Annotated in this window: 16 protein-coding genes; 12 read left to right on the top strand and 4 right to left on the bottom strand. The window is 57.5% G+C overall.

What is annotated here, in order from left to right; all coding sequences use genetic code 11:
- Positions 1 to 39 precede the first annotated feature (39 nt).
- From ACGY09_RS18300 to ACGY09_RS18260, 9 genes are all read left to right on the top strand, one after another.
- A complete protein-coding gene (locus ACGY09_RS18300) occupies positions 40 to 1671 on the top strand; it encodes a hypothetical protein (protein WP_397568863.1) in 1632 nt (543 codons plus the stop codon).
- 554 nt (positions 1672 to 2225) lie between these two features.
- Positions 2226 to 3683, top strand: a complete 1458-nt coding sequence (locus tag ACGY09_RS18295) for a DUF1501 domain-containing protein (protein ID WP_397568862.1) — start codon at positions 2226 to 2228, stop codon at positions 3681 to 3683.
- 76 nt (positions 3684 to 3759) lie between these two features.
- Positions 3760 to 4113, top strand: coding sequence for a hypothetical protein (locus ACGY09_RS18290; RefSeq protein ID WP_373653536.1), 354 nt, complete (start codon positions 3760 to 3762; stop codon positions 4111 to 4113).
- Between the two features lie 217 nt (positions 4114 to 4330).
- Positions 4331 to 4981 carry a sigma-70 family RNA polymerase sigma factor gene (locus tag ACGY09_RS18285; RefSeq protein ID WP_373653537.1) on the top strand — a complete coding sequence of 217 codons (651 nt, stop codon included), beginning with the start codon at positions 4331 to 4333 and terminating at the stop codon, positions 4979 to 4981.
- Positions 4982 to 5070: 89 nt separating this feature from the next.
- Positions 5071 to 6753, top strand: a complete 1683-nt coding sequence (locus tag ACGY09_RS18280; RefSeq protein ID WP_373653538.1) for a serine/threonine protein kinase — start codon at positions 5071 to 5073, stop codon at positions 6751 to 6753.
- Between the two features lie 194 nt (positions 6754 to 6947).
- A complete protein-coding gene (locus ACGY09_RS18275; protein ID WP_397568861.1) occupies positions 6948 to 7805 on the top strand; it encodes an efflux RND transporter periplasmic adaptor subunit in 858 nt (285 codons plus the stop codon).
- A gap of 1346 nt (positions 7806 to 9151) precedes the next feature.
- Positions 9152 to 9943, top strand: a complete 792-nt coding sequence (locus ACGY09_RS18270) for a phosphoadenylyl-sulfate reductase (protein WP_397568860.1) — start codon at positions 9152 to 9154, stop codon at positions 9941 to 9943.
- A 48-nt stretch (positions 9944 to 9991) separates the two neighbouring features.
- Positions 9992 to 12505 carry a PSD1 and planctomycete cytochrome C domain-containing protein gene (locus tag ACGY09_RS18265; protein WP_397568859.1) on the top strand — a complete coding sequence of 838 codons (2514 nt, stop codon included), beginning with the start codon at positions 9992 to 9994 and terminating at the stop codon, positions 12503 to 12505.
- A gap of 112 nt (positions 12506 to 12617) precedes the next feature.
- On the top strand, positions 12618 to 14081 hold the full coding sequence (locus tag ACGY09_RS18260; protein ID WP_397568858.1) for a DUF1501 domain-containing protein: 1464 nt from the start codon (positions 12618 to 12620) through the stop codon (positions 14079 to 14081).
- 88 nt (positions 14082 to 14169) lie between these two features.
- On the opposite strand, the gene ACGY09_RS18255 is transcribed toward ACGY09_RS18260, so the two are convergent.
- The 3 genes from ACGY09_RS18255 to glgP are packed head-to-tail and all read right to left on the bottom strand — an operon-like array spanning position 14170 to position 18927.
- The gene (locus ACGY09_RS18255) at positions 14170 to 15423 is read right to left on the bottom strand and encodes a dipeptidase (RefSeq protein WP_397568857.1); all 1254 of its coding nucleotides are present in this window, start codon (positions 15421 to 15423) and stop codon (positions 14170 to 14172) included.
- Position 15424: 1 nt separating this feature from the next.
- Positions 15425 to 16711, bottom strand: a complete 1287-nt coding sequence (locus tag ACGY09_RS18250) for a hypothetical protein (RefSeq protein WP_397568856.1) — start codon at positions 16709 to 16711, stop codon at positions 15425 to 15427.
- Between the two features lie 53 nt (positions 16712 to 16764).
- A complete protein-coding gene (gene glgP / locus ACGY09_RS18245) occupies positions 16765 to 18927 on the bottom strand; it encodes an alpha-glucan family phosphorylase (protein ID WP_397568855.1) in 2163 nt (720 codons plus the stop codon).
- A gap of 850 nt (positions 18928 to 19777) precedes the next feature.
- Here glgP and ACGY09_RS18240 point away from each other — a divergent pair.
- On the top strand, positions 19778 to 20725 hold the full coding sequence (locus ACGY09_RS18240) for a GNAT family N-acetyltransferase (protein ID WP_397568854.1): 948 nt from the start codon (positions 19778 to 19780) through the stop codon (positions 20723 to 20725).
- 390 nt (positions 20726 to 21115) lie between these two features.
- On the top strand, positions 21116 to 22630 hold the full coding sequence (gene dnaA / locus ACGY09_RS18235; protein WP_397568853.1) for a chromosomal replication initiator protein DnaA: 1515 nt from the start codon (positions 21116 to 21118) through the stop codon (positions 22628 to 22630).
- Between the two features lie 172 nt (positions 22631 to 22802).
- Here dnaA and ACGY09_RS18230 read toward each other — a convergent pair whose 3' ends face one another.
- A complete protein-coding gene (locus tag ACGY09_RS18230; protein WP_397568852.1) occupies positions 22803 to 23480 on the bottom strand; it encodes an HAD family hydrolase in 678 nt (225 codons plus the stop codon).
- 1433 nt (positions 23481 to 24913) lie between these two features.
- On the opposite strand from ACGY09_RS18230, the gene ACGY09_RS18225 reads away from it, so the two are divergent.
- Positions 24914 to 25867 carry a DUF1559 domain-containing protein gene (locus ACGY09_RS18225; RefSeq protein ID WP_397568851.1) on the top strand — a complete coding sequence of 318 codons (954 nt, stop codon included), beginning with the start codon at positions 24914 to 24916 and terminating at the stop codon, positions 25865 to 25867.
- Positions 25868 to 25977 lie beyond the last annotated feature (110 nt).

Raw genomic sequence — 25977 nt, 5'->3', positions numbered from 1 at the left:
GGTTCGCGGTGGGTATTGAACGGGACGGAGAAATGACCGATGGACGCTGTTCGTCAGACGCCGGACCCGCGAAGCCTCACTGCCACGTACCTTCGCGTGGCCTCGTCACGTTCACCCATCCCCTGTCCCGCAAACAGGGAGTTGTCTCGCCATCGCATCAGCCTCTGGTCCCTGCTCGGACTGCTCGTGATGGCCGCAGCGACCCCTGCTGGCGTTGCGGCGGCGGAAACGGTCTGGACCGTCGAGAAATTGAACGACACCAAGCCATGGGACAGATTCCTCGACTCTCCTTTGGCGATTCGCGTCGAAGGGAGAGTCGGTGGGTTCGGCGGTGGTCAACTTCGACTGCTGCGGTGTGATGCCAAGTTCATTGTCGATAGTCAGAAGCTGCGGAACGTCATTCCGAAAAGCACGATCGAACTCACGGGACGCTTTCGCAAGGTCGACTCCAAGCTGGAATTTGCCGTTGAAGAGCTTCGCGTGGTTCCCGGCTATGTCGAACAGTTCGAATCCCGTGCCGCACGACTGAAACGCGCCACCTCTGCCGAATGGAATGAGCTGGGAGACTGGATCGCCGCCCTCGGTCGCTTCTACGAAGATGCAGACCTGCTGAAAAAAGGGGACGAAGCCTACCTCAAGGCGATCGAAACGGACCACGCCAGCCTGAAACCGGATGATGCCGCAGGACGATTCGAACTGGCGGCCAAAGTCGACGAACGGAAACTGCCAGCCCGCCGCAAAATGGAACTGCTGCATGAAGGGCTGCAGATTCAATGGCAGACCATGCAGAAGGCCACCCCCGTCGATCTGGCCACATGGCAGGACTTTGCCGAGAAACTGGGGGACCCGCTCCCCGGCACGACCACTCCGCTGACCAGCCCCAATCGAGACCTGCAAAAGCGATATGAACTCGACCCGGTGGCCACCTACCGCAAAGCAACGGATGAGCAGAGAAGCCAGCTGCACCGCTTCTTCTTCATCTCCGCCACCCGCAAACGACTGCTGCACGACGCGTCACTCGATGGGCGTGATGGCGAACGAATCGCGGAGCAGATTCTCGAGTTGATTCCCGAAGAATCCGAACTGGCAGAAGTCCATCGCCGACAGAGTCTGGCGTATCGGGTACTTCACGTCGAATCGGCGACCCGATCCGAGATCGAAGATCTCGCCACCCAGCTTCGCGAAAGAAAGCAGCAGGAAACGGCGGATCAGGCGCTCCTCAAATGGGTCAAATCGCACGAATCGCGGCTGAAGGGGGACGGAATCGTCGGCCTGCTGCAACTGTCCGAAGAGTACCTCACGCTGCTTCGGAAGGAATCTGAAGCCGTGGAATACCTGTCCGACGCACATCGGATCGACCCCGGATACGAAGAAGTGAAATCACGCCTCGCCGCCTTGGGCTACGAATGGCGGAACAGTCGCTGGGTCAAGTCCGTACCGGGAAGGCCTGCCGGCGTTACGACACCCGAGGCCTCGCCCACAGGGATCTATCTCGGCATGACCTCAACCGCTCTTCGCGAGATGCTGGGTGAGCCACGTTCCCTGACGCGAGCGATTACCTCGCGGGGAATCACCGAAGTCTGGAGCTACGGTCCCCCCGGAAATTCGCGTCTGGTGATTCGACTGGAAAAGAAAAGTAACAGCCAGGAACCCAAGGTGACGAATTTTTAAATTACCGACAACGGCACACTGCCGGGTCCAGACTCAGGTCCAGTCCCAGGTCCAGGTCCAGTCCCAGCGGGTAGCCACGGTTGACGCGTCTTCGCGGCTACCGTGGCGGCGACAGCCGCAAGAGGTTTTCCTCCACTCAATCGCCCCTCCCGCCGAGAGGTCCGCCATTCACCGTTCGCGCGATCACACAAATCCCTGTCCGGCCTCAAGAATCTGCCTGACTGTTGAGAATTGCTTGAAGATCCCCGTGCAATCCTTCAATTCGATCGCAGTCTCAAGGAGATCACGGCGTTTTCAAGTACAGTCATCGAGGGGCAACGCCCCGACGGAAACCACCTGATGTGATCCTGCACCCCATTCCCGGCGTTTCCATTCTCGACGTTTCCATTATCGACGGTGACAGAGACTGGGAACAAGGTGCGTCGGTATACTCCACGAGCCCCCGTCGTCACAATTTGAACAGGCGTTCCCGCTGGACTCGAACCGATTACAATGAGTCGCCCGTGCGAGTCGGCGCGCTTCGCCCGTCAAGAAACAACGAAAGGTGATTGTGAATGCCTCAGCCAACCGATCGTCGTGACTTCCTGTCGTGGTCGACGCATGGGCTGACCTCAACGGCTGTCTGGCATGTTCTCAATCAGAACCAACGTGCCGGGGCCGCGACAGTGACGGGAGAAGCCCATGACCCGCCACCGCACCTTCCCCCCAAGTCCAAACGAGTCATCCATCTCTACATGTGTGGGGGACTGAGTCACCTCGATTCGTTCGACTACAAACCCGCGCTGGAAAAATATCACGGTCAGCCGCTCCCCTCGTCCGAGAAACCCGAAACGTTCTTCGGGAAGGTCGGTCCGCTGCGGAAGAACGACTGGAACTTTCAGCGGCGCGGCGAAAGTGGACTGTGGGTGTCGGAACTGTTTCCGCACATTGCTGAAGTGGCGGATGAACTGACCGTCATTCGCAGCATGGTCGCGGACTCGGCCAATCATACTCCGGCCACCTTCCAGGCCAACACCGGCTTTCGTTTGAATGGCTTCCCCGTGCTGGGCTCGTGGCTCTCGTACGGCCTGGGCTGCGAAACCGATGAACTTCCCGCTTACGTCGTCTTGCCGGATCCACGCGGACTTCCGGCGGGGGGAACGATCAACTGGTCGAACGGGTTTCTTCCAGCTCGCTATCAGGGGGTCGCGTTCCGGACCAAAGGGCAGCCGATCGACGATCTGTTTCCTGCGACCCCGGCAGGAAGTGAGACTCCCCGCTCGTTCTCGGCCAGCAGCGAAGCGAAAACGCGAGAGTTCATCGCGGCACTCAATCGACACCATCAGCAGACCAGGCCCGAATCCGATCTGGTCGCGCGCATGAAAAGTTATGAACTTGCCGCGAAGATGCAGCTCTCTGTTCCTCATGTCACCGATCTGGCCGGGGAAACCGCACAGACGCAATCCGACTACGGACTGGATCGCGAAGAGACGAAGGACTTTGGACGAAGCTGTCTCCTGGCCCGCCGACTGCTGGAACAGGGGGTCCGATTCGTACAGCTATTTGCCGGTGGCTCATTTGGTTCGCCCCGGATCAACTGGGACGGACATGAAAGTGTGAAGGAAAATCACTCACAGGAAGCCCTTCGCGTTGATCAGCCGATTGCGGCCCTGCTGCGGGATCTGCGTCAACGGGGAATGCTCGACGACACCCTGGTCGTCTTCACCACCGAATTCGGACGTACTCCCTTCACCCAGTCTGAAGCGAGTATCCTTGGGGCCGGCCGTGATCATAACATGTATGGCTTCAGCGTCTGGATGGCCGGAGGGGGACTGAAGCCGGGGATCAGTTACGGAGCCACTGACGAGGTGGGCTGGAAATCCGTCGATCGACCCGTGACGTGGCCCGATTTCCATGCCACACTACTGCATCTGCTGGGGATCGATCACGAACGGTTAACTTACTATCACAACGGAATTGAACGACGACTGACGAATGTCCATGGGGAAGTGATCCATGACATCCTGAGCTGACGAGGGGCCCCGGCCAACCGATCGACCAGTCGTCGATCATGACTCCATCACGCATAACGGAAACGCGGACGGTTCTATGGCGAAGTGCGAACTTGGATATCTTTGCGAAGTCTGTGGAGCGGAAGTCGAAGACATCACGCAAAGCGATCTGTATCTCCGGTACATCCTCGGTGAAGTCGAGGCCCGCTACCTGATGACGGCCAAAGAACGGCACTTGCGCTGTAACCCCGTCGCAGCTCAGTTCATCGTCGATCCCGAATTTGAACCGGTCAGCGTGGAAGGACCATTCGACAAGCGACTGCTCGACCCGGCCGAAGTGACCAATCGGGAAGAACGAACAACGCGCGCCTGGCGACGCCTGCAAGAGGTGCGCAGCCTGGGAATCCCGATCAGCGAATACCCCCTGGACCGGATGGAAGAATCACCATGAGTCCCCCTTCCCACTTCGTGATGATGCCGCCAGCGAACTGGAATCAGCCCTTTGTGAAATTGCTCGCAGGCGTCTTCGTCAGCCAGCCTTCGTCGGAGAACAGACCCATTTTCAGAAACCTCGCCGGGGATGACTGCCGCGATCAGTAGCCTCCTGCCAATGGGGCGAATGAACTGCCCGTAGACTGACTTTTCCAACCTGTTTCCTACGGATCCTTATGCCGCTCTGGCCAGAACAGACTGTTACCCAGAACCTGCTGGTGAATGCCAGACAGGGAGATCGCGTCGCGGTGAACCGGCTGCTGGAACGGCACCGGAATTCACTCAGAAAATTGATCCAGTTGCGACTGGACCGGAAGATCGCGCAGCGAGTTGATGCCAGCGATGTTGTCCAGGATGTTCTGATGGAAGCCAATACGCGACTTCAGGAATATCTGTCAGATCCGCGGTTACCGTTTCATCTCTGGTTGCGGCAACTGGCCAAAGACCGGATGATCGACATGCACCGTCGACACCGGGGAGCGCAGCGTCGCAGCCTGGACCGCGAACAGTCGATGACGTCCCCCCAGTTCGCAGATCAATCAGGGCTGGATCTGATGGGTCAGCTTGCCGATCAGGAACTGACTCCCGCCGCCGCCAGCATCCGCAAGGAACTGGAATCCCGATTCCTGATCGCCCTTGATCAGCTCGACGACGAAGACCGTGAGATTGTCGTGATGCGGCATTTTGAGCAACTGGGGAACAGCGAGGTGGCCGAGGCGTTGGGACTGTCGGCAGCGGCGGCCGGGATGAGGCATCTCCGGGCTCTTCGTAAGCTGCGAGCGATCCTGGGGGATCGGCCCTCTCAAACGGAACAGCCCCATGAATAGCCTGACCACGTCTTCGACGGAACAGGTCATCCGGCCCGTTGCGGCAATGCACAGCGACCTTCGGTACCGGCTTCCCACGGAATAACTCCATGTCACTCAGTCATGATGATCTGCTGGCATCCCTGCTGGACCGCCTCCTTGAGTCGTCCCGTCAGGGAAACTCACGCGAAGTCGAAGCGATCATTCAGGAACATCCCGAACTGGCGACCGAACTGCGTGAACTCTGGGCGACCATGCAGATTGCGGATGACTTCGCCAGCATCTCGGAAATTCTCGACGATAAAGCTCAAGAGCCCGAACACAAAGACGGGGAGAACCCGCCGCTCGACTTTGGTGACTACGAACTGATCGGGGAACTGGGTCGCGGCGGGATGGGGGTCGTCTATCGGGCCCGTCAGAAAAGCCTCGACCGGATCGTGGCACTGAAGATGATTCTGCGAGGGGACCATGCTTCCTCATCCGACATCGCCCGATTCCGCGCCGAAGCGGAATCTGCTGCACAGCTTCATCACCCGAACATCGTCAATGTCTACGAAGGGGGGGAAGTGGACGGGCGGCCGTACTTCAGTATGAAGCTGATCGAAGGGACAACGCTGACAAAACTTCTGGCGGATGGCCCCCTCCCTTCGCGCCAGGCCGCCGAGATGCTGGCACCGATCTGCCGGGCGATTGCCGATGCCCACCGTCGTGGGGTACTGCACCGGGATTTGAAGCCTTCGAACATCCTGATCGATCTGCAGGGACAAAGTTACGTCAGCGATTTCGGCCTGGCCAAGCGGCTGTCGGGTGACTCTGTCGACGGCGAGAATGGTCTTACTGCCGATGCGAACCTGACGATGACCGGCGCAATCCTGGGAACGCCGGGGTATATGGCACCGGAACAGGCCGCAGGACGCCGGAGCGAAATCAGTGCCGCGACGGACATTTATTCGCTGGGTGCAATTCTTTACGCCATGCTGACGGGACGGCCTCCCTTTCAGGCGGCGTCCGCCGTCGACACGGTGTTGATGGTCCGGGAACAGGACCCTCTGCCTCCGCGAATGCTGAATCCGAAAGCGGACGCCGACCTGGAAATGATCTGCCTCAAGTGCCTGCAGAAGCCGGCGGATCTACGTTATCGAACGGCCGATGCCCTGGCCGATGATCTGGAAGCCTATCTCAACAGTGAACCGATTTCGGCCCGTTCGACGCAGATCTCTCAGATGATCGCGCTAGCCTTCCGCGAAACGCACCATGCGGCCATTCTGGAGAACTGGGGCCTGTTATGGATGTGGCATAGTCTGGTCGTCATGCTGATCTGCTTCATCACGAACGGCATGCACTACCAGGGGGTCGAATCCCGCTGGCCATACGCCACGTTCTGGTCGGTCTGTTCGACCGGTTGGGCCTTCATCTTCTGGGAACTGCGCCGCCGGTCAGGCCCGATCACATTCGTGGAACGGCAGATTGCGCACGTCTGGGCAGGGAGCGTCGGCTCCAGCATGTTTCTGTTCGGTCTGGAATGGATTTTGAACCTACCCGTGCTGTCGCTCTCCCCCGTTCTCGCACTGATCGGGGGAAACATCTTCTTCGCCAAGGCCGGCATCCTGTCCGGAAAGTTCTACGTCCAGGGAGTGGTCCTTTACCTGACATCGATTCTGATGGCCCTGCTGCAACGCAATCCTTCGATCGATTTCGGAGTGTCGCTGTTCGGCGTCGTCCTGGGCGGCTCATTCTTTCTCCCGGGGTTGAAATACCATCGGCAAAGAACGCAAAACTCGCGCGGATTGTGACGGTTGCCGCGATCGGTGATGACAGCATGCGCTGGTCCGCATTTCGGCGTTCCTGTCATGGACGAGCTGATTTAAACTCGCATCTTTAACTCGCGTCGTTGCGATTGGAGGAGGGTGGGCCTCGTCGGTTCTCTTCCGTTGCACCGATCAGTTGTGTTTCCATCCAACGAGTGCCGCAGCCGGGGATCTCTTTCATGAATTCATTGTTTTTGAGTGGTTCCTTGTTGTTGCTGGCAGCAGCCGATCCCTCCGACAGCATTACCATTGAAGGGGCACAGCTCACTCTGATTGAACATGCCGAACTCTCCGCGCGGGAGTCTGGCGTTCTGAGCGAGATCATCGTGTCAGAAGGAAAGACGATTGAGGCCGACGCCCCTCTGGCGATACTCGACGATCAGGACGCGAAGCTGCTGAAAGCCCGTGCGGAAACCGAGGTCGAGATTGCCCGGACACATGCCGAAAACGATCTGCGGATCCGCTTTGCCAAAAAGTCGCTGGACGTAGCGCGGGCGGAGTTGAAACGATCACTCGACTCGTTCAACAGGTTCCCCAACAGTGTCTCGCAAACTGAACTCGATCGACTCAAGTTGCTGGCCGACAAAGCAGAACTCGACGTCGGACTGGCTGACATTGAAGTGGCTCAGGCCAAATTGACTCTCAAGCTGAAGCAACATGATCTCGACCGGGCGACGCTGCAGCTCGATCGGCGAACGATCAAGGCCCCCTTCCCCGGAATCGTCGTGCAGTGGAAGCGGCAGCGCGGTGAATGGGTCGATGCTGCGACCCCGGTCGCCCGGTTCATCCGATTGAATCGACTCCGCGCCGAAGGGTTTCTGGCATCAAAGCAGGCGACCGGTTCACTCGTCGGCCGTGAAGTGACATTCGTCGTCGACGGCAAGAAGCACCAGGGGAAGTTGAACTTCGTCCACCCGGAAATCGACCCCGCGAACCAGCAAGTCCGACTCTGGGCGGAAATCCAGAACGACGATCTGTCACTTCGCCCCGGCCAAATCGGCACGCTCGAAATCAGCAATACCGAGCCAAGCCGCTGATCCCCTGCGGGCTCACCCTCACACAGGATCAAAGAATGAATGACTGTCGCGCAACTGCAATGGACTCGACTCAGAAAAAGAGGGGAACACCGCTACTACGACAGTCATTGATACACCACCTCGTTTAAGTCATGAGCAATTTGTGAACGCCTTCATCGCCGCAAGCTGGTTGCCATAGAATACGCGCAAGTCATTCTTCCACCGCTTCATAGTACCGATGGTGTGCCAAATCTTATTCCATTCAGAGAACTGAGTTTTCTTGCGTACGTTCTTAAAGGTACGGCAAGTAGTAAATACGTCGTTAGAACGGTCGCGGGAATGGAGATTGACCAGTAAGGAACTCGGTAACACGCTCGTTTCGTTTTCGTCTTTGAACCATCTGACGCTGTCGAGGTCACTTCACGCACTCCAACTGCGAATCCCAGCGTTCGCCAGTGCCAGAAGTTTCTCCACACCGGGTCACGATAGACGTCTGTTACGTTTTCAAAATCACTTTTCGATGTGAAAGTTAAGTTGGCATTGAACGGATTAGCGTCTTTTTCCCAGAATACACCTCCGTGACTTGACGCCATTTGAAACCCTTTCGACCAGACAAGATATTCAATCCGGTAGCTGCCCACCCACGCGGCCATCAGCGCTAATGACACAGCCAACATCATCAAGCCGACTCTGCGTTTCCAACTGTGAAAGAAACAACGGATAAATGAAAAGAATTCGCCCATATATCTGCTCTCGCTTGTCAGAAAAGGGGTCAAGACTTTCCTGAGTCTACGAGTCAGTGCTGAGACGTCAAGCTTCAGACAAAAAGTCTCTATTTTTCTCCAGGACGTTCGCCTGTTGCGCACACGTTCGCCCACCGACGTGCCACGGTGCCCTCCGACAGAACGGGGGATGCGGGCGCCACCGCGCAACTCTGAGTGCCGGTCGCCCAGGCATCGGTTTGCCAGCATCGGTTTGGTCGTGCAGAGACAAGATCGGATTCTGACCTTGTTCAGTTCGCTCACTTTTCACTGAGGTCGCCAGATTGTTGAGACAAACTCGTCAACCGATAAGCAACACTCCGGTCCGTCGTTCCCTACAGGTTGGGCGCGAATCGTTCGCATCAAAGTCCGACGGATGAAGCTACCCAACTCTGCCTTTCATCCCATTGCGACTATTTCGCGATTTCTGCTAAATTTTGAGGTTGCAGTCCGTGAAGCCGTATGGTGACAGATGCACAGAAAATTTGTGCCGGATAGACGCAAGACATTGATTTCATTCCACGTAGCCTGACCTGTTGAGGACAGCCGTTGGATTGAGTTGGTTGGTGGGTACGCAGACATCGTACCGAGAGGAACAGCGGATTCATGGCGAGACTTACGCAGAGCGACCTGAATGAACTCAATCAGTCTTTTGAACAAGATTCTGCCATCGATCTGCTTCGCTGGACAAAAGAGATCTTCGGAGATCGAGTCGCAGCACTCTCGGCCATGCAGCGCGCGGGAAGCGTCGTCTGTCACATGATCGGACAGCAGAAAGTCAACATTCCCGTCCTGTTCGTGGACACGGGTGTCAACTTCCAGGAAACACTCGAGACGCGAGACCGGATCGCGAAAGACTATCACCTGAATGTCATCACGCTGAAACCTGAACAGACGATGGAAGAGCAGACCGCACAGTACGGGATTCTCTACCTGACCCCCGAAGGCCAGAAGCAGTGCTGCGCAATGCGCAAGACTCAACCGCTCCTCCAGGCCAAAGGGCAGTACGATTGTCTTGTCGGCAGTCTGCGCCGTGCGGAAGGGGGCCGGCGGGGTAACATCCCGATCCTTTCGATCGATACCGAGATGAACTGCGTCCGGATCAACATTCTCGCCAACTTCACCGATGAGCAGCTCGAAGAATACCTGGTCAAACACAACGTCGTGGTGAACCCGCTGCACTCGCAAGGCTTTACCACGATCGGATGTAATCGCTGCACGACTCCCGTCCTGCCGAATGAACCCAAGCGGGCAGGACGTTGGCGGCACTTGGGAACCTGGTCGGCCTACTGCGAAATCAACCCGACGGACCGAAAGGGAGGACTCTCGAAAGCGATTGACCTTCCCCAGGATCTGATCGACCGCCTGCTCGGCACAAAGACAGACTTCGCAATCTAGGTCGAGATTCTGTGAGTATCTTCGAATCCAACAGATTGGCGACAAACCATGAAGCTGGCGACTGCGACGACTCACCTGATTTTCGGATCGACCTTCCTCTTCCTGAATTCCGCGAACACCGCCAGCGGGGGGGACGCCCCCCCTCGCAAAGTGGATTTTTCGCGCGACGTACGGCCGCTCCTTTCCCGGCACTGCTTTCAGTGTCATGGCCCCGACGAACAGGCTCGTCAAGCAGACCTGCGGCTTGACGAGCGTTCTGATGCAACGGGTGAACTTCCCGGCGGGAGCCGAGCCATCGTTCCGGGCGACCCCGCTGCCAGTAGTCTGATCGAGCGGATCACGACCCCGGATGCCTCGCGGGTGATGCCTCCCCCTGAGATCGGCAAGCCCCTCGCCCCTGCAGACATCGAGATCCTGCGTCAGTGGATCCAGCAAGAGGCCGAATACGCCCGCCACTGGTCCTACATTCCTCCGCGTCGCTCACCCGTTCCTGTCAAATCGACTTCCGAACGGCCGGACAATCCTTCGCAAAACGAAATTGATGCCTTCGTTTTCAGCCGCCTGCATCAGGAAGGACTTGCCCCCGCCGGTCCCACCGAACCGGAACTGCTCCTGCGCCGTGTTTCGCTCGATCTGACCGGACTACCCCCCTCTCTGGAAGAAGCCAACCAGTTCCAGGCCGATGATCGGCCGGATGCCTATGAACGAGCGGTCGATCGGATTCTGGCGAGCCCCCTCTACGGCGAACGGTGGGGGGCCATGTGGCTGGACTTGGCACGCTACGGCGATTCACAGGGATACATCCATGACCCGCCACGATCCATCTGGCGCTGGCGCGACTGGCTGATCGAAGCACTGAATGCCAACCTGCCCTATGACCGCTTCACGATTGAGATGCTCGCCGGCGACCTGCTGCCCGATGCAACAGATTCCCAACGCATCGCCACGGGCTTTCATCGAAATACGACCAACAATACCGAAGGGGGCTCTAACGCCGAGGAGTATCGCCATGCGTCGGTTGTCGACCGGGTCAATACGACCATGCAGGTCTGGATGGGAACGACGTTCGGCTGCGCCCAGTGTCACACCCACAAGTACGACCCGTTCTCGCATAAAGAGTACTACGAGGTCTTCGCGGTCTTCAATTCGACCGAAGACAGCAACAGCGAACCGCCCCTCCTCGAAATCGCGCATGTCGGCCGCGAGAAAGAACGTGAACGGAATCGGCAGATCGTGGCGGAAGCCCGGAAACGTCATGAGGAACAGACGGTCCTCACCGATTCGAAAGAGCCAGACTGGGAGCAATCCGTCGATCGTGCCACGCTGCCTGCCGACCTAATGGAGGTGATCACCCGCAGCACAGAACAGCGTTCCGAGGAACAGCAAAGGAAACTGCGTGACCACCATCGAACCACGGTCCCCGAATGGATGGCCAGCCAGGCCGCACTGGCGGCAGCGCAGGGAGAACTCGACAAGGTCGAGACCACGACACCGGTTTTCAAGGAAGGGGCCGAGCGTCCCACCTACGTCGCCATTCGGGGTGAATTCCAGAACCGGGGCGAACAGGTCCGGCCCGGGGTTCCCGCCGTGCTGCATCCCCTTCCCCCCGAAGCAAAGCTGGATCGGCTGCGATTTGCCGAGTGGCTGATGGATTCCGCAAACCCGCTGACCGGTCGCGTGACGGTGAATCGGCTCTGGCAGGAACTGTTCGGAATTGGACTGGTCGAATCGAGCGAAGAATTCGGCAATCAGGGGGAACCTCCGTCGCACCCTGAACTGCTCGACTGGCTGGCCACCGAAATGATTCGAACCGGCTGGGATACCAAGAACATGCTGCGGAGGATCGTCTCTTCGGCCGCTTACCGACAGTCCTCGTACGTCAGCGATGAACTGGCCCTTCGTGATCCGAACAACCGTTTGATCAGTCGAGGTCCCCGCGTTCGCCTCCCGGCAGAGACCGTGCGAGATCAGGCCTTGTTCGTCGCCGGGTTGCTCAGTCCGAAATTGTACGGCCCACCCGTTCATCCTCCGCAGCCCGTCAACGGACTGGCAGCGGCCTTCGGGCAAAGCACCGACTGGGAAACGAGTCGCGGCGAAGACCGGCACCGACGTGCTCTCTACACCCGCTGGCGGCGAAACCTTCCCTACCCGTCAATGATCACCTTCGACGCTCCGGAACGAAGTGTCTGCAGCCTGCGACGAACTCGCACCAACACGCCGTTGCAGGCGCTCGTGACGCTGAACGATCAGGTCTACGTCGAAGCGGCTCAGGCACTGGCTCGCCGAATCATGACGGAAGGGGGCGACACCACAGCCAGCCGCGCGGCCTACGGGCTGCGACTGGTTCTCACCCGATCCCCGGCCGAACAGGAAACGAACCGGCTGGTCCAACTTCATCAGACAGTCCATGCGACGCTGGAGACCGATCTGGCGAAGGCCACTCCTCTGGCGACCAAGCCGCTAGGTCCGCTGCCTCTGGCGTCGGATACGGTCGAGGCTGCCACCTGGACGGTCGTCGGCAATGTCCTGCTGAACCTGGACGAGTTCCTGTCGAAACCCTGAGATCCGAACGGGCCCCGATTGCCCCCCCACGCTGCTGCCAATCGAATCGACCTCGTGACTTGTGCCCGATCTGCCCGGCAGAGACTCAACCCTTACTCTCAAGGGACCCCAAATGAATCCACTCGCGACGTCTTCGATCGAGGCTCTCGCCCATGTCACTCGCCGACATTTTCTCGGCAGCGGATCCCTGGGGCTGGGGGGATTGGCGCTCAGCTCATTGCTCGGACATTCCCTCGAAGGGGCCTCATCCGCCGAAGAACCGTTCGCACCGACAGCGTCTCATTACCCGGCCCGGGTCAAGAACGTCATCCTGCTGAGTGTGTCGGGAGGACCTTCGCACCTGGATCTGTTCGACTATAAGCCCGAGTTGGTGAAGCGCGACGGTCAGGACTGTCCGGCATCGCTGACGGACGGCAAGCCCTTCGCCTTCACGAGCGGCACCCCCAAGCTGCTGGGGACACCCCAAAAGTTTGCTCAGTACGGGCAGTCTGGTGCGTGGGTCTCGGCGGCAATGCCGAACGTAGCAGCGATTGCCGATGAGCTGACCTTCATCAAATCGCTGCACACGGACCAGTTTAATCATGGCCCGGCGGAACTCTTGCTGCTGACGGGTATCCCACGCACGGCCGGTCGACCCTCAATCGGTTCATGGGTCACCTATGGACTGGGCTCTGAAAGTCAGGATGTCCCGGGGTTCATCGTCTTTACCTCCGGGGGATCACTCCCCAGTTCCGGAAAAGCCGGCTGGGGAAGCGGGTTTCTCCCTTCGGTCTATCAAGGGGTTCAATGTCGTACCGGAGGGGATCCGGTCCTTTATCTTTCGGACCCGGAAGGGATGGATCGTTCCCTCCGAAGACAGAGCCTCGACGCGCTCAACGATCTGAATCGAATCCACGCCCAGCAACTCAAGCAGGCCGAAACCGCGACCCGGATTGCTCAATACGAGATGGCTTTTCGAATGCAGGCGGTCGTTCCAGAGCTGATGGATCTTTCGCATGAACCGACAGGGTTGCTGGAAGATTATGGAGCACAGCCGGGTGCAGCCAGCTTCGCCAATAACTGCCTGCTCGCACGCCGCCTCGTCGAAAAGGGAGTTCGGTTTGTCCAGCTCTCGGACTGGGGTTGGGACTTCCATGGTACGAATCCCAACGAAGACCTGCGTGATAATCTTGTGAAACGGTGCACGCTGATGGATCGTCCGGTCGCGGCACTCATCCGGGACCTGAAGAATCGCGGACTGCTGGACGAGACGCTGGTCATCTGGATCGGTGAATTCGGACGAACACCATTCCGCGAAGGACGAACGGCCGCCGGGCCCTACGTCGGACGGGATCACCATCCGTTCTCGAACACCATGTTCATGGCGGGAGGAGGTCTGAAGCGAGGCTATACGCATGGCGCCACGGACGAGTTGGGATTCAACGTTGTAGAAAATCCGGTCCATATCCACGACATCCAGGCAACGATCCTGCATTTACTGGGCCTGGACCATACGAAGCTAACATATCGCTTTCAGGGACGGGATTACCGACTGACCGATGTCGGTGGAAAGGTCGTCCAGGAGGTACTGGCCTGATGACCAACGGCCGAGTTGCGGGCGCGAAGTCAATATCGCCCCAAGCTGAGAGGGCCGTCGAGTTACTGAAGAACAGGGCTGCATCCGGTCACGGTGTCTTTGCAGCGACGACTTCAGCCTGTCGCATCACCCGGAGAATATTGCCGCTCATGACCTGATGGACTTGGGAGGCCGAGTAGCCCCGATTCAGCATTTCCTGAGTGATCAGCGGGTAGGTAGAGACATCATCAAGCTGCACGGGAAGTAACGTGATGCCATCGTAGTCGGATCCGATGCCGACGTGATCGATCCCCGCCAATTTGACGATGTGGTCAATATGGTCAACCACATCATGAAGACTCCCTCGCTGGATGGGATTCTCGAGGTCCCAGCGTTGCCGGGCAATCTTGTACTCGGACTCGTTGGGATACTTCTCGCGAAGTTCCCGATTGACCTGAAACATATTGGCTCGTTTGCGAGCCGAGTCGGGATGAACGAATCCCGAAAAGAAATTCACCATGACAACTCCACCGTTTTCTCTAGTCAGCAGCAGCACATCGTCCGGAACATTTCGAGGATGGTCTGCGACAGCGCGGGCGGAAGAATGCGAAAAAATGACGGGAGCTTTCGTAATGCGGAGCGCGTCTTTCATCGTCTCTGCCGAGACGTGCGAGAGATCGATCAACATGCCCAGACGGTTCATCTCGCGGACGACTTCTTCGCCGAATTCCGTCAGGCCACCATGCTTTTCCTCATCGGTCGCGGCATCCGCCCAGGCGAGTGTGTCCGAATGGGTCAGCGTCATGTACCCTGCCCCCAGCTTGTGCAGTCGACGAAGATTTTCGATCGAATCTTCGATGCAGTGGCCCCCTTCCACTCCCATCAGCGACGCAATTTTTCCGCTCTTCTGGATCCGTTCGACATCCGACGCCGTACGGGCCAGCTCGAACGTCTCGGGGTATCGTTTGACGATCGCCCGGACGAGTTCGATTTGCTCGAGCGTCTTAAGAAGAGCCGTTCCGTCTTCCGAAGCGGAGGCGGGTACATAGACAGACCAGAACTGAGCCCCCACGTTCCCCTGTCGTAAGCGAGGGATATCGGTATGCAGCTTGGGAACATGCTGTGAAAGATCAGCACGATCCAGCGAGGACGCAAAGTCGGTTCGTATCGCCCAGGGGAGATCATTATGACCATCGAAGACAAAGCCTGCGGAATGGATTCGCTTCGCTTCCTCCGTCAGCACAACCCGAGGTCGCTCGTCTCCCCACACGACGGACGTGAGGCCTCGCAGCGGCAACGACGAACTGGCAACGCTGAGCAGCAACACCAAAGTCTGGACGGTTCGAAGACGCATCGGGCTCATCTCAGTTCAGCTCCTGCATTTTCTGTGGTGACACACCTTGATAGGGAATCGCATTGCAGCGGAAGCTGCTGGCCAGCTTCTCGACCGCTGCCCGGTCGGGGTACTGATTCACCGTCCGTTTGCCCGTCCACCGGTTGGCCGGACCTTCGATCACGACACTTATCCTGTTCAGGCCGAACTGTTCACAGATCGCCAGCGCAACCCCGACTTGAAACCGATCCTGCGGGTAAATGGGAGCCCGTACGGCATCCAGTGACCAGCGATCGATCCGGATCGAATACCACTCGTCATTGCTCCAATGTGGGGCGAGATACTGATCCAGTGCAGGACGGACTTTCGCAATTTCATCGACAGGGACCAGCACCGTAACTCGCTCAGGATGTGATGCATAGACGGCCCATGCCGGCCAGTGATCACAGTAGCCGAACGATTCGAATGCAGGCCACAGCATCGCCGCTGCCACGATCACGGTCGCCAGTCGATTCCCCCGAACAACGGGGCTTGCAACAGGATCAGAGGGAGCGACAGGCTCGCTGGAATCGCGGTTCTGGTCCGGGAGTTCGGCCCTCGCTTTCGCAAACAGGCATCCATTCTGAATAAGAAAGAACAGATTCCAGATCAACACCCCCGGCTGATGGCCGTGTCCCAGCGGCCCCAGCGCGAGTATCAAGCCGACATGCATGACGGTCGCACCAATCAGGGCGACTCGGCGAGTTGATCGGAAAGCGAGACCGAATGCGATCAGAAACTCGACCAGCGGAATGAGGGCGGGCAGCGTGGTGATGACCTGCTTCGGCAAGCCCTCACACAGCGACAGCAGCCCCAATGATTTACAGAACCCCGCCAGCATGAAGTAGCCATGCGTGGCACTGAATGCGACATCGACCTTCGACCAGGCAGACCAGAAATAAATGCTGATGACCAGCCATTGCCAGGCCCGTCGTGCCGTCTGCCCATCCGCCGCCGCAAGGATGAGCGACAGCAAAACGAACTGCCAGGCCCACGGCTGAAGCCGATGCTGGTTGATAACGATCAACGCAAGCGTACTGACACCAAGACCGACAGAAGCAACCCGCTGCACAGGCGGGTTTGCCCCGAACATCATCCCCGTCAACGAGGCGAGCAGAATTGCGAGACACAGCCACTCAACAGAGGCCCCTCCGTGTCCGGCGGCTTCGATCAGTGCAACCCGTGGAAAGGCCGCTGTGGGGATCCACAGCGGCCAGGTCGCCACAATCAGCGACATATGTCCCAGGGCGAGCACTTGGACGAATCGACGCCATTTCACCGGACTCTCTCGATCATACTGAGACAAGATGGAGATCCGCTGCGGGGAATCGACTACGACATCCGTGCCATACTGCACGAGACACCGCCGGCCGCGGGAATGTAGGCGTGATTGACGTAGTCCATCACCATGCGGTCGGCATTAAATCGCCATCCCAGAGTTCGAACCGACCGCTTCATGCGGGCAATCCATTCCTCGGGCAATCCATCTTCCTGATTCCGGTCGAAGTAGAGCGGGATCACCTGATCCAGCAAGACTCGGGTCAACGACTTGGCATCGCGATCATCCTGAATCGAATCATCAACATGTGTATGACCGTTGCCGATGGCGAACCCGTTCTGACCGTCGTACGCTTCGGCCCACCAGCCGTCAAGGATCGAGCAGTTGAGACCACCGTTCAATACGACCTTCTGACCACTCGTCCCCGATGCTTCCAGCGGACGACGAGGATTGTTCAGCCAGACGTCAACACCTTGAACAAGATGACGCGCCAGGTTGATGTCGTAATCCTCCAGCAACACAATCTTGCCCTTGAAGGCAGGGTCTTGCGTCAACTGGAAAATCCGCTGAAGAATGGCCTTACCGTAGTCATCAGCCGGGTGAGATTTACCCGCAAAGATGAACTGCACCGGATGAGCGGAATCGCAAATGATCTTTCCAAGGGTTTCCACGTCCCTCAAGACAAGGTCCGCTCGTTTATACGGAGCGAACCGACGAGCGAAGCCGATCGTCAACGCTTCCGGATCCAGCAACGTCGACATTTCCTGCTTTTCCGAATCAGGAAGACCAAGACGTTCCGCCCGTCGCAACATGCGATTTCGTGCGAACTGGATCAAACGGTTCTTGAGCGACTGATGGGTTTCCCACAGTTCACCGGGGGTCACATTCTCAAACCCCGCCCAAACTTCAGGTTCACCGGAACGAACGTGCCATTCCAGCGGCAGGACTCGGTCGTACAGGTTTCGCATCTGCGGGGCCAGCCAGCTCGAAACGTGAACCCCGTTGGTAATGTGACCGATCGGAATTTCTTCTTCGCTGCGGTTGGGCCACAGACCCGTCCACATCCGGCGACTGACGACGCCGTGCAGGTTCGATACGGCATTGGCGCGACGGCTGCACTTGAATGCCAGAACCGTCATGCAGAACGTTTCGTTCGGATTGTTGGGATCGACACGTCCCAGCCCCACCAGTCCGCCAGGTCCGATTCCCAACTGGTCGGCGATCGGACCGAGATGCTCTTCAAACAAACCCCAGTCGAAGCGGTCATGACCGGCAGGGACGGGAGTGTGAGTGGTGAAGCAGCAGCGCCAGGCCGTCATGAGCAGGGCTTCATCAAACGAATGACCGTCATTGACCATTCGCATGCGGATGAATTCCAGCGGAGCGAACGCCGAATGTCCTTCGTTCATGTGAAGCGCACAAGGCTGATACCCCATCGCCGTCAGTGCGCGGGTTCCACCGATTCCGAGGACCAGTTCCTGGCGAATTCGAATCCGTTGATCCCCACCGTAAAGCCGTGCGGTAAGCTTGCGATCTTCCGGAGTGTTCTGCTCAACATTGCAGTCCAGCAGGAACAACTTGACCCGGCCGACGTCGACCTGCCAGACCTGGGCGTAGATGGGGCCGTTACGAGTTTCCACCTGAACCAGCACATGGTTTCCGTCAGGTGTCTTGGCCGGCTTGATCGCCAGACGACTGCTCTGCACGTAAGGATAGACCTCACGCTGCCAACCTGTCGCATCGATCTGCTGAGAGAAGTAACCTTCCTGATAGAAGAGTCCAACTGCGACGAGAGGAACTCCCAGGTCGGATGCACTCTTCAGATGATCCCCTGCCAGAACACCCAGACCGCCCGAGTAGTTCGGCAGCGATTCGTGAATACCGAACTCAGCCGAGAAATACGCAATCGGGTTATGCCCCAGTACGCCGGCATGTGTGTCACCCCAGGTATGCTTGGACGACATGTATTCCTGCCAGCGGCGGTAGGCATAGTTTACGCGAGAATGCAGGACGACTTCGCGGCCCCGGTTCTCGAGTTGCTCGGGTGTGAACTCGCGCAGAAACACGATCGGGTTATGGTCCAAGTCAGCCCAGCGGACGGGATCGATGTCACGGAAGATGGAAACGACTTCCGGTTGCCAGCACCACCACAGATTGCGAGCGAGCGCGTCCAGCTTTTCATACAAACTGAGCTGACAAGTTTGCGACAGAGCCATGGATTCTAATTTCCCTATGAGAAGATGTCTTTCCCGCACCGATGCCGGCCGACGTCAAGAACTGACCGCCGCGTTCGCTGCTGCCGAATCCCGAATGGTCAAGTTAACACCAACCAGGCATGGCGGATTTCCCTGCCTCTTCTTGCGTTGCAAATCCAGACGTCCAGTGGCACGTCCGGGTTCTCCGGTGACGCAATTTGCGTTTCAGGATGACCTGACCAACGAACCTCCAAATTGTCGCTGGGCAGGCGTCGGAAGTCGTAATCATGACGAACGCCCCCCAGATTGCCAACCGAGTGACGCAAATGGCAAGCCAGATGAACAATCGTCCCGTGACGTTCTGCAATCGTGTTCTTCGATGTCAGACCCAGCAGGATCGCGGGAGAGAAATAATAGCACTCATGCCACTGCTTCGAGCTCTTCGCAGAAGCAGTGCTTCTTCATTGTTTGGATACCGAAAGACAGCACTGCATGACCGAGGACGGTCATACAGTGGCATTCTCATTTTTACCCGCACCACCGAATCAAGCACGTTGTCATGAGGAGATCTCCCGCCATGCCACTGCTTCGGAGTCTTCGCAGAAGCAGTGCTTCTTCTTCGTTTGGATACCCAAAGTCAGCACTGCATGACCGAGAACGGTCATACAGGGGCATTCTCATTTTTACCCGCACCACCGGGGAAGAGGGTTACAGGGAACGCTCCTTACAGACGTTCCTCACAACCGTGACGCCATGCAGATCGAGAACATGCTGAACGATCAGGCATCCCTGCCTTGCGTGTAACAGTCGATCTTGGTGGACTGCTGGATTTCCATCGACCGCTCATTCCTTCATCGCGAATTGATACACAATGACAATCACGGTTTCACGGGTCGCCGAAGAGGATCGCGAGACTGCGCTGCGACTGCTGTTCGCTCGATTCCCCCAGGAAGAGCATTCGTTACGCATTGAGGAAGCTCTTAAATCGGCACAGCAGGGAAGTCTCGACCTGAGTGGATTGCTGCTGGCCCGCGAGGACGATGCTCCGGCAGGAGCTGCGTTGATGATGAAGCAGGCAGACTGCGTCGCTCTCGTCTGGCCTCCTGTCATCAGTGACCAATCGATCGATGCCGCAGAAGTGGAACAGGCATTGATGGGAAAGCTCTGCGAAGAGATTGAGAGCTCAGAGGCCAAGCTGGCGCAGTGTCTGATCAATCCCGAGGACACATCCGAGACCGAGTTGCTTCGCAGCGCTGGCTTCATTCACAGCGCGGACCTGTTCTTCATGGCTCGTCATCTCTCACAGGAGGATAGGGATGATGCCGGGTTGCAGCAGGAGACCGATCAGAACGAACTTCAGAGTATTGCCTTCAGCGCATCCACTTCAGACCGATTCGAAGGTGTGATCGAGCAGACCTACCATCAGAGCCTTGACTGCCAATTCCTCAATGGACTGAGGACTGGTAAAGACGCTGTGACCAGTCACAAACTCTCTGGCCAATTCGATCCGCAACACTGGCAACTTTATTCGGCAGGGCCGACGGATGTGGGTGTGCTGTTGATGAACCCCCACTTCGATCAAAACGGAATGGAGCTAGTTTATTTAGGCGTTATTCCCGGATTTCGTGGCCGCGGAATTGGAAGACGCATGTTGCAGGCAGGGATTCGCACTGCCGCCAGGGCGGGACTGAGCATGATCTTCGTGGCAGTGGACTGTGGAAACGCCTACGCAAACAATCTTTACAGCGAAATGGGGTTTGTGGAACTGGCGCGCCGACGTGTTCTTGTCAGACCTTCTGTGGAAGTGGCACGGAAGTAATCCACACGGTTTGAACAATGCGGTGTAGACATGCGAAGCCCCGAATTCTCCCTATTCAAAGTGGCAAGTTCGTTCTAATCAGGGACTTTCGTATCTGTCGGAAAGGTCAATGAAGAATGTGTGAAAAAACTCTCTCTGAATGATTTGACTCCCGCTTCCGACGAGATAGGATCGTGCCCACTTGGTGACTTCACGACGAGGCTGATGAATGGCTCACACCAACCATCGGTCTCTCATTTCTGGTTAGCTCTACCGCTCTCAATCTCCAACTTTTGCCGATGCGTCGGTGAAGTTGGCGCGTTGTGTTCGCACTGTCAGATGGATCTGGGGCGCATATTTTGTGCGCCGACGGAAGACTGGCAGCGGTCTGGCTTGTTAAGGGGGTGCAAGATGCAACCCGGCATGACGCCGACCGTCCGCGCAGAGGTGAGCTCTGCGATTAACGACGACATAGACACGACATTGACACAGGCAGTACTGCATGAAATACAAGAACGACTGGGAGCGAAACGCTTCGCACTCTGGTTCGACGGTAAGGTCCGATTATCAATCTCGGACGATTGCCTGACAGTCGCAGTAGGAAGCCCTTTCCTGCTGAACTGGATGCAACGGCAATTCCAGTCTGAACTGACCGGTGCAGCTCAGTCGGTATTGGGACATTCCGCCCAGTCGCGGTTTACTGTCGACGCCAGCCTTGCCGTGGCACGGCCGGCGGCACCGGTACAGGCTCCCCCCGCCGCGAGTTCCGCAAAGTCGGCATCCGCCCCTGCGGCGAAAGCTCGATCTGCATCGGATCCCGTGACGGTCGTCGTCCCGGCCCAGAGTGTCGTCGCAAGCGCGACGTCTCCGTTATTGCCCAGCCGCAGTCGGCGACTGGCCGATCTGAGTGACTTCATTCCCGGCCCCCAGACGGAACTGGCACTGACAGCCGCCCGTCAATTGGCCAGCGGACAGCAGGTCCCGTTCAACCCACTCTATGTTTGTGGGCCCGTCGGTACGGGTAAGACGCATCTGCTGGAGGGCATCTGCCGGCAGCTCAAACGCGCGCAGCCTATGGCAAATGTCGTTCTGATCACTGCAGAGGCCTTTGGTAACTACTTCACGCAGGCCTTGCGAGATCATTCACTTCCCGGCTTCCGGCAACGGTTCCGCGGGGTGGATGTGCTGATCGTCGACAACGTCGAATTCTTCGAATCGAAGCGAGTCTTCCAGGAAGAGTTCCTGCATACGATCACAGACCTTACTGATCATGGACGCCCGATCGTTCTGAGCGGAACTCGACACCCCCGACTGCTGAACAAATTGAGCGACGAGCTGGTCTCGCGTTTTCAATCAGGTCTCGTCTGCCGTCTGGAAGCGCCTGACCTCGCGACGCGGGTGAAGATCGTCAACGCCAAAGCAACACGGATGAAGGGGAGCATCTCTCCGGAAGCGTTGCAGTACATTGCTCAGCGATTCCAGTCCAACGTGCGGGAACTGGAAGGGGCACTCAACTGCCTTCAGACGTACTACACGATGATTCACAAGACGGTCACGCTCGCCTCCGCTCGGGAAATCCTGGCGGATCTGGAACGTGACTGTCTGCGGCTCATCCGAGTCACCGACATTGAGCGAGTCGTCTGCAGCCTGTTTGGGGTCAAGCCGAAGGACCTGCAGTCCATGAGTCGAGTCCGTACCCTCAGCCAGCCTCGTATGCTCGCGATGTTCCTGGCTCGCAAGCATACCCCTTCGGCCTATGCCGAGATCGGTCAGCATTTTGGCGGACGAAACCACAGTACAGTCATGTCGGCCGAACGAAAGGTCAAACAATGGCTGGAACAGAACGAGAAGATCAAAGTCGCTGCCCAGAGCTGGTCGGTGGGCGAACTGGTGCAAACGCTGGAACAGCAGTTGATGGCAGGCTGAGCAGGTAAACCGGCGCAGATTAAATCTGACGCCGGAAGTCCCGCAAAGAGACCCAGGGAATGCTGGTCTCAACCCCGGATGGGGACGAATGGGGCGTCGGGTTCGAGCAGGACAAGAACTCGGCCCCGGTGATCCCGCCAGACCCTCCGACGGAAGCAACTTTAAGGCGTGGCTAATTCAGCCCCGCTGCCGCGAGCCATCGGGTGACGTCTCTCAGATCGTCCAGCAGCAAGTCCGGTTGATGAGGCTCCAGTTCGTCGACAGAGAAGATCCCTGTCGCCACCGCCAGGACTTTCGCACCTATCGCTCGAGCACACCGGATGTCCGATGGGGTATCACCGATCACCCAGACTCGATCGGGTTCGACATGCGGATGTCGAGACTGTACCTGCTGCCACGCCGTTCGTGCGACGTCGTCACGATCCAGATGCAGGTCGCCGTACCCGCCGACCGAGAAATGGTGCGACAAACCATAGTGGGCCAGCTTGAGCTTCGCCCCCTCAGCAAAATTCCCCGTGAGCAACCCTAAATGCAGGTTATCGCGAGTACTCAGCGATTGCAGCAGTTCAGGAACGCCGGGCAGAATTGTTCCCGGCCGCGTCTTCAGTGAATTCGGCAGTAGCCGAAAATACGACTTCAGATAGCGATCCCAGTGATCGTCATTAACGTCAATTCCATGGAACTTGAACAGATCCATGGCGATAGCGCGATCGGTTCTTCCAGCTGTCGGAATCCCCGACACCGGTCCGGCAGCACCGAATTCTTCCGCCAGCGACTGTTCCATTGCCGCCTGCCCTGCCCCACCCGCATCAATCAACGTTCCGTCGATATCGAAGAGAAAAACGTTCATCCCTAACAAGACCCCGGTTTAATTCGAAACCCATTTCATAGTTTTAGCGTCGGCAGATCGCCGTTATTCGCAGACACAACTTTACACAACCGGCCTCCGGGTGGCGATCTCGACGTGAGACCCATCAGGTCGACCGAGTTCATCGTATGCCAGATAAGTCTCGGGTTAGCAGAAAAGCGAACTCGAAAGATCGTCGCTGTTCCCATGCGATTCCGCTAACCAAATCGATTCGGACTTGCGAACCAGGAAAAAACGAAGTAGGTTCGAGTCAACCTTTCACAAATAGACAGCGTCAACCGAGCCCTGATTCCCAATCAATGATGCGCAGGCATGCACGCCATGACACACAGGCGCTCTAGTCCTTGTGTCTAATGCACAGAAGTTGGACTCACACGACGACGAAGTGAAGACGAATACCATGTGCGGCAGAGCAACAACGGGCAATGATGATTCTGGACGATCCGTCCAGCGTATCGTCCGCTGTTCGTGCGGGCTGCTCATCGTGCTTCTGTTCATTCAGGCTTCCGCCAGCACTGCGATCGCATCATGCGGTGATTACCTGCACCGCGGGCCCGAATCGCACGACCAACTGATGCTGCAGATCATGCTCTCCGACGAGGGACTTCGGTCGGAAGCTCCGATGCCGTCAGATCCCAGGACACCCTGTCACGGACCTCGATGTCGCAGCACCCCAATCCCTGCAGCGCCCTCGGTGCCCACCAGCTTGATCGAGCGGCAGTCCGAAACGGCAGCCCTGCTGACGAGCGAACCAGCCATGCTGGTGGAGTGGTCCGCACCGATTTTTCCTCTCTCTTCTGCGAAGCTCACTTCACGTGAGTGTTCGATCTTTCGCCCCCCCTGCAACTAATCTGACAGGTGCACGAAATGGCTCAAGGCAAGCGGTATTCCCCTTGCGCAGCCAGCGATTGGATACCGGCCTCCTCAGACCATAGTGTTGCCAGCCTCATGAAGTTCTGCTTCTCGGGACTGCCAACGAATGTCATCGCTTGAGGGGTCCAATCCGGTCGTCGATTTCCGCAGACTTCACTCGCTGAGAATCTGCTTTTCGATCGACGTGGCCCTCGCCTGCGGACTAAGGATGGGAACCTCGCATCCGGAAACCGTAAAGGCGATTCCGCTCGAAGGAGCCTTGGGCTGAAGTCGAGACTGTTGCCGCTCTCTTGCGCCTGGATAAGGACAAAGACAGAGCGACCCTCGTGCATCGTCGTTGTCATGTGATCGGGGAAGCCGATCTGCCGGATGGGCAGGTCAGCCCCCATGGGCCTCATCGCGAAACCGCTATATCTGGCCACTTGAGGTGATGGGTAGCGAAGCCTTGCTCGCACTCCGCACGACGTGAGTTGCCTTCCGTTGTTATTTCCGTTGCTTTTTTCAACCTGCTTGTCTTTTTGTTTCACTACAAAGGTTTCAACATGAAAAAGTCGTTTCTCCGTCGCCACGGATTTACACTGATCGAACTGCTGGTGGTGATTGCCATCATTGCCGTATTGATCGCCTTGCTCCTGCCCGCTGTTCAGCAGGCGCGCGAAGCCGCTCGACGCACCCAATGCAAGAACAACCTCAAGCAGTTGGGTCTGGCAATTCACAACTATCATGACACGTTTGGCTGTCTCCCCATTGCGGACGTCAATGGTGCGGTCAACCCGGTTTCGGCTCACGCACGACTCCTGCCTTACTTTGAGCAAGTCAATCTCTACAACATGATTGACTTCAATGTCCCCTATGATCATCCCAACAATGCCGTCGCGCGAAGCAAGGAAGTCCCTGTATTCCGCTGCCCGTCAGACCCGACTCCGCTGCCTGCGTCGATCGGTGGAAGAAACAACTACTACTGGAATGCTGGCTCGGGAATCGTGATGTACTCTTCGGGAGCAACTGGACAACCCCCGTCAAACGGCATCGTTTTCCACAATCGCATGTTCCGTTTTTCGGACATTACGGACGGCTTGAGCAACACTGCCGCCATGTCGGAAAAATTGACCGGGGACGGCAGCAATGCTGTGGCGAGCCCCAAGACGGATACCTTTCAGCCCGGAACCTATCCCACCACGCCAGACGAAGCCCTTCAGGACTGTAACGCCGTCAACGTGCAGGATCTGGCGCGGCAAGGATATTCGAACGTCGGCGGCCCCTGGATTCAGCAGTATCACTCGACGAACCAGTACAACCACGTACTGCAGCCGAATGGACGTTCATGCATGTTCCCCCCAGGCCGAATTGCCACGACAGCAAACAGTCAACACACGGGCGGAGTTCATTTGCTGCTCTGCGATGGCTCAGTCAAGTTTGTGAGCGAAAACCTCGCCCTTCAAACATGGCGTGCACTGGGAAGCATCAACGGGGGCGAGAATCTGGGAGAGTTCTAGAACCTCCTGCTGCTGGCTAAACACTCGATTATCTCTGCCCTGCGATCGATTGATCCCGCTTAACGAGCGTCCCCGCAGCATCAGGCTCTTTGCGATTACGAACCACGCTC

Source organism: Schlesneria sphaerica, assembly GCF_044336245.1.
GTDB lineage: Bacteria > Planctomycetota > Planctomycetia > Planctomycetales > Planctomycetaceae > Schlesneria > Schlesneria sphaerica.
Note: the sequence above shows the minus strand (reverse complement) of the source record. Positions and strands in the feature narration are given on the sequence as shown.

Bases quoted from the DNA above. Each gene is read 5' to 3' on its own strand.
- ACGY09_RS18300 (WP_397568863.1), top strand. From the start codon at position 40: ATGGACGCTGTTCGTCAGACGCCGGACCCGCGAAGCCTCACTGCCACG.
- ACGY09_RS18295 (WP_397568862.1), top strand. From the start codon at position 2,226: ATGCCTCAGCCAACCGATCGTCGTGACTTCCTGTCGTGGTCGACGCAT.
- ACGY09_RS18290 (WP_373653536.1), top strand. From the start codon at position 3,760: ATGGCGAAGTGCGAACTTGGATATCTTTGCGAAGTCTGTGGAGCGGAA.
- ACGY09_RS18285 (WP_373653537.1), top strand. From the start codon at position 4,331: ATGCCGCTCTGGCCAGAACAGACTGTTACCCAGAACCTGCTGGTGAAT.
- ACGY09_RS18280 (WP_373653538.1), top strand. From the start codon at position 5,071: ATGTCACTCAGTCATGATGATCTGCTGGCATCCCTGCTGGACCGCCTC.
- ACGY09_RS18275 (WP_397568861.1), top strand. From the start codon at position 6,948: ATGAATTCATTGTTTTTGAGTGGTTCCTTGTTGTTGCTGGCAGCAGCC.
- ACGY09_RS18270 (WP_397568860.1), top strand. From the start codon at position 9,152: ATGGCGAGACTTACGCAGAGCGACCTGAATGAACTCAATCAGTCTTTT.
- ACGY09_RS18265 (WP_397568859.1), top strand. From the start codon at position 9,992: ATGAAGCTGGCGACTGCGACGACTCACCTGATTTTCGGATCGACCTTC.
- ACGY09_RS18260 (WP_397568858.1), top strand. From the start codon at position 12,618: ATGAATCCACTCGCGACGTCTTCGATCGAGGCTCTCGCCCATGTCACT.
- ACGY09_RS18255 (WP_397568857.1), bottom strand. From the start codon at position 15,423: ATGAGCCCGATGCGTCTTCGAACCGTCCAGACTTTGGTGTTGCTGCTC.
- glgP (WP_397568855.1), bottom strand. From the start codon at position 18,927: ATGGCTCTGTCGCAAACTTGTCAGCTCAGTTTGTATGAAAAGCTGGAC.
- ACGY09_RS18240 (WP_397568854.1), top strand. From the start codon at position 19,778: ATGACAATCACGGTTTCACGGGTCGCCGAAGAGGATCGCGAGACTGCG.
- dnaA (WP_397568853.1), top strand. From the start codon at position 21,116: ATGCAACCCGGCATGACGCCGACCGTCCGCGCAGAGGTGAGCTCTGCG.
- ACGY09_RS18230 (WP_397568852.1), bottom strand. From the start codon at position 23,480: ATGAACGTTTTTCTCTTCGATATCGACGGAACGTTGATTGATGCGGGT.
- ACGY09_RS18225 (WP_397568851.1), top strand. From the start codon at position 24,914: ATGAAAAAGTCGTTTCTCCGTCGCCACGGATTTACACTGATCGAACTG.